Source organism: Mycobacterium sp., from assembly GCF_035653355.1.
GTDB lineage: Bacteria > Actinomycetota > Actinomycetes > Mycobacteriales > Mycobacteriaceae > Mycobacterium.
Genome location: NZ_DASRBZ010000049.1, coordinates 1 through 4,359 on the forward strand (window position 1 = coordinate 1; position 4,359 = coordinate 4,359).

The following is a 4,359-nucleotide window of genomic DNA, read 5'->3' on the forward strand; positions in this document are numbered from 1 at the left end:
CACGGATTCGATCCGCGCGACCTGTCCGCGATCACCCCGGTGGCCGCCCCCGACCAGCTGGCCGCCGGGCGCGACGCGGTACGTCAAGTGCTGGTCGCCGACGAGGTGTTGGGGTACATCGTCGACATCGTTGCGGCCACCCGCAGCTCGCCCGCACTGCGGCTGGGCGTCTCACCCCGCGGCGCGACGGCGCTGCTGGGCACCGCGCGGGCGTGGTCCTGGCTGTCGGGTCGCAACTACGTAACTCCTGACGATGTGAAGGCCATGGCGCGCCCGACGCTGCGCCACCGGATCTCGCTACGCCCGGAGGCCGAGCTCGAAGGCGCCACCCCCGACGGTGTTCTCGACGGAATCCTGGCCTCGGTTCCGGTGCCCCGCTAAATGATCCTGACCGGACGCGCGGGAGTGGTGGCGCTGTTAAGCGTGCTGCCGGTCGCGTTGTCTCCTTGGCCAGCAACATCTTTCGCGGTGCTGCTGGCGGCGCTGGCGGTAGCAGTGGCGCTCGATGCCGGGATGGCGGCCAGCCCCCGCGAATTGCGGTTTGACCGATTCGGACCGGTGTCGTCCCGTCTCGGCGAGCCGGTAGCGGCAGGCTTGGTGATCCGCAACGACGGGCGCCGACGGTTCCGCGGCCAGGTGCGCGACGCCTGGGCGCCCAGCGCACGTGCCACGCCGCATGCCCACACCGTCGACCTCGGCGCTGGACAGACCCGCCGCGTCGAGACCCAGTTGCGACCGGTGCGGCGCGGCGAGCAGCGATCCGCTGTAGTCACCGCACGCTCCATCGGGCCGCTGGGGCTGGCGGGGCGGCAACGCTCGCAACCGGTATCCGGTCGGATCCGTATCTTGCCACCGTTCTTGTCGCGCAAGCATCTGCCACCGCGGCTGGCCAAACTCCGCGAGATCGACGGGCTGCTGCCGACCCTGATCCGCGGGCAGGGCACCGAATTCGATTCGCTGCGTGAGTACGTCGTCGGCGACGACGTCCGCTCGATCGACTGGCGTGCCACCGCTCGGCGCGCCGACGTCGTGGTCCGCACGTGGCGTCCGGAACGCGACCGGCGGGTCGTGATCGTGCTCGACACCGGTCGGACAGCCGCGGGCCGCGTCGGGGTCGACCCGACGGTGGGCCAGCCCAGCGGGTGGCCACGGCTGGACTGGTCGATGGACGCCGCGCTGTTGTTGGCGGCGCTCGCGTCGCGGGCCGGCGACCATGTCGACTTCCTGGCCCACGACCGGGTGACCAAGGCCGCGGTGTTCGGTGCGTCGCGGACGGACGTGCTTGCGCAGCTGGTCGATGCGATAACTCCCCTGGAGCCGGCTCTGCTCGAATCCGATTGGGCCGCAATGGTCGCCGCTATTCTTCGCCGCGCCCGGCGGCGGGCCCTGGTCGTGCTGCTGACCGACCTCAATGCCACCGCGCTCGACGAGGGCCTGCTGCCGGTGCTTCCGCAGTTGTCGGGAAGGCATCAGGTGATCTTGGCCGCGGTCGCTGACCCGCGCGTCGAGCAGATGGCCGGCGGGCGAGCCGATGCCGCGGCCGTCTACGACGCGGCCGCGGCCGAACGAGCCCGCAACGACCGGCGCGCGATCGCGGCTCGGCTCCGCCGTGGCGGGGTGGAGGTCGTCGACGCGGCGCCCGAAGAACTGGCTCCGGCACTGGCCGATTGCTACCTGGCGATGAAAGCCACCGGTCGGCTGTAACTTCGCGGGTTAGCCGGTCGGGATGACATCCGGCGCGTCGGCGATGTCGCCGGTTTCACCGGCGCCGGCAGCTTGTCGGCCGAAGTGTACGACGTAGGCCACAAACGCTGCCTCAGCGGCGATCCCGATGCTGACGCGCAGCAACGTCGGCAACGGCGACGGGGTAACCAGTGCTTCGATGAGGCCGGAGAGTAGCAACACCACCACCAACCCGACGGCGACCGCCACCACAGCGCGGCCCTGCTCGGCGAGCACCTGTCCGCGCGGCCGATGCCCGGGCGCGATTACCGACCATCCCAGCCGCATCCCGACCGCGGCTGCCAGCAGCACCGCCGTCAACTCCAGCAGCCCATGCGGAAGCAACAAGCCCAGCAGGATGGCGCCCTTTCCGGCCTGAAACATCAGCCCGGCGGCGACTCCGAGGTTGGCGGCGTTAGAGAACAGCACAAACGGGATAGGCACGCCCAACAGGACGGCGAACGCGACGCACTTGGCGGCAACCCAGGCGTTGTTGGTCCATACCTCGAGTGCGAACGAGCCGGCCGGGTGCTCGCGGTAATAGGAGGCGAAGTCATGGTTGACCAATTCGTCTATCTCGCTGGGGGTTCCGATCGTGGATTGCACCTCCGCACTGCCGGCCACCCAAAACGCGATGACCACCGCGACAGCGAAGAACGCCAAGCCGGTCGCCAGCCACCATCGCCAGGCGCGGTAGGCAACCACGGGAAACGACACCGTCCAGAACCGGGCGAACTCGCGGCCAAGCGGAGCATGCGCGCCAGTGACTGCCGAGCGCGCACGCGCGACGAGCGACGAGAGCCGGCCGACCAGCGCCGAATCCGAAGACGCCGACCGCACCATCGACAGGTGAGTGGAAACTCGTTGGTAGAGCTCGACGAGTTCGTCGACTTCGGCACCGGTCAGCCGTCGCCGATCCTTGACCAACCGCTCGAGCCGGTCCCAGGTGCCGCGGTGCGCCAGCACGAAAGCGTCGACATCCACCCCGATCAGGCTACGTGGCGATCGCAAACTCGGCGAAGCCGAGTGCAGCGGGTCGCCACCCTGACAATTCGAGTAGCGTTCGCAGTATGGCGGAGGTGGTGACCGGCGACGCTGTGGTGCTCGACGTGCAGATCGCCCAGCTGCCGGTACGGGCGGTCGGTGCACTGATCGACATCGCGGTGGTGTTCGTCGGTTACCTGCTCGCCCTGATGCTTTGGGCGGCCACCCAGACGCAGTTCGACGATGCGGCGACGGCCGCGATGCTGGTCATCTTCACCGTCTTGGTGCTGGTGGGCTATCCGCTGGTATTCGAAACAGCAACGCGGGGTCGTTCCCTCGGCAAGATAGTGATGGGCCTGCGCGTGGTGGCCGATGACGGCGGCCCAGAACGCTTCCGGCAGGCCCTATTTCGGGCTTTGGCGTCGGTGGTGGAGATCTGGATGCTGTTGGGAAGTCCCGCGGTCATCTGCAGCGTGCTGTCGCCGAAGGCCAAACGGATCGGCGACATCTTCGCCGGCACAGTGGTGGTCAGCGAGCGCGGTCCGAAGCTGGGGCCGCCGCCGCCGATGCCGCCGTCACTGGCGTGGTGGGCATCGTCGCTACAACTGTCCGGGCTGGGCGCGGATCAAGCGCAGCTTGCCCGCCAATTCCTCTCGCGCGCACCGCAACTCGAGCCGCGATTGCGCGAACAGATGGCCTATCGGATCGCCGGTGACGTGGTGGCCCGCATCGCGCCGCCGCCACCGCCGGGCACCCCGCCGCAGCTCGTGCTGGCCGCGGTGCTGGCCGAACGGCATCGCCGCGAGCTGGCCCGGCTGCGACCAGGACCGCCAGCAGCCCCACCGTCCCCATCGCCGCCGGCTAGCGGACCTGCCCCATGGCCACCCGGGCCGCCGCCACCCTGGAGCCCGCCGCCGTGGCCGACGCCGGCACCGCCGTGTGCCGGCGGATTCACTCCGCCGCGCTAACCTGTCGCGACTATTGCCTGAAGGTGACCGCAAGCACGATGAGGTCGGCGATCAACAACGCCAGCCCACACAGCGGGACGACGATGCCCCACCGGCGCTTCGCGGTGAAAATCGACGCGACGATGGCCACTAGGGCAACAACCGGCGCGCCATAGAACAACACCCCGAAGCCGATCCCGCCCGGCCCCAAATTCGGACACTGCTTATCGCTACAGCCCGCCGTGCTCATCACCGCACCGAGCCCGAACAGAAGCACGACCGCAGCAGCCGGCACGGTCAATAGCGCCAGCACCCAGTTGACCCACAACCACAGGCGTCCGCCACGGTCTCCCGCCGCCGGCGGTGCGGCGTCGGCAGCGACCGCGTTCTCCGTCTTCACATGCTCGTTCATCACTCGACTGCTACCCAGCCGCGACGCGATACAAACCCGTCGGCGCGCCCTCCTGATCGAGCACCATCTCCGACACACCGAACCAACCCGTTGCATCAAGATAGGTTCCGATATATCGTTTACGTATCGGAAGTTTGAGGGATGTACGGAGAAGGGATGAAGCCGAGTGAAGTTCTGGTAGAGATGCGCGACGTTTTAGCGGCGCGCGGCTGGACCCAGAATTCGTACCTAGACACACCTGGCCGCAGGTGCCTTCTGGGCGCGGCGGCAGCCGTATGGAGCCCTGAACGCTGC

Annotated in this window: 5 protein-coding genes and 1 pseudogene; 4 read left to right on the forward strand and 2 right to left on the reverse strand. The window is 68.7% G+C overall.

The window, feature by feature from the left end:
* Together VFA16_RS01495 and VFA16_RS01500 are read left to right on the forward strand one after the other, a co-directional pair.
* Positions 1-381: pseudogene (locus VFA16_RS01495) on the forward strand (MoxR family ATPase); the annotation flags it as partial.
* Entirely contained in the window at positions 382-1,704 is a 1,323-nt protein-coding gene (locus VFA16_RS01500) for a DUF58 domain-containing protein (protein WP_324966115.1), read from the forward strand.
* 9 nt (positions 1,705-1,713) lie between these two features.
* On the opposite strand, the gene VFA16_RS01505 is transcribed toward VFA16_RS01500, so the two are convergent.
* On the reverse strand, positions 1,714-2,706 hold the full coding sequence (locus tag VFA16_RS01505) for a stage II sporulation protein M (RefSeq protein WP_324966116.1): 993 nt from the start codon (positions 2,704-2,706) through the stop codon (positions 1,714-1,716).
* An 86-nt stretch (positions 2,707-2,792) separates the two neighbouring features.
* Here VFA16_RS01505 and VFA16_RS01510 point away from each other — a divergent pair, with 86 nt between their 5' ends.
* Entirely contained in the window at positions 2,793-3,674 is an 882-nt protein-coding gene (locus tag VFA16_RS01510; RefSeq protein WP_324966117.1) for an RDD family protein, read from the forward strand.
* 10 nt (positions 3,675-3,684) lie between these two features.
* Here VFA16_RS01510 and VFA16_RS01515 read toward each other — a convergent pair whose 3' ends face one another.
* Complete coding sequence (locus tag VFA16_RS01515) at positions 3,685-4,065, reverse strand: hypothetical protein (protein ID WP_324966118.1); 381 nt, start codon at positions 4,063-4,065, stop codon at positions 3,685-3,687.
* Between the two features lie 156 nt (positions 4,066-4,221).
* Between VFA16_RS01515 and VFA16_RS23850 the strand changes: the two genes are divergently transcribed.
* The coding region (locus VFA16_RS23850) for a DUF6197 family protein (RefSeq protein ID WP_422656559.1) at positions 4,222-4,359 on the forward strand (138 nt) is incomplete at its 3' end.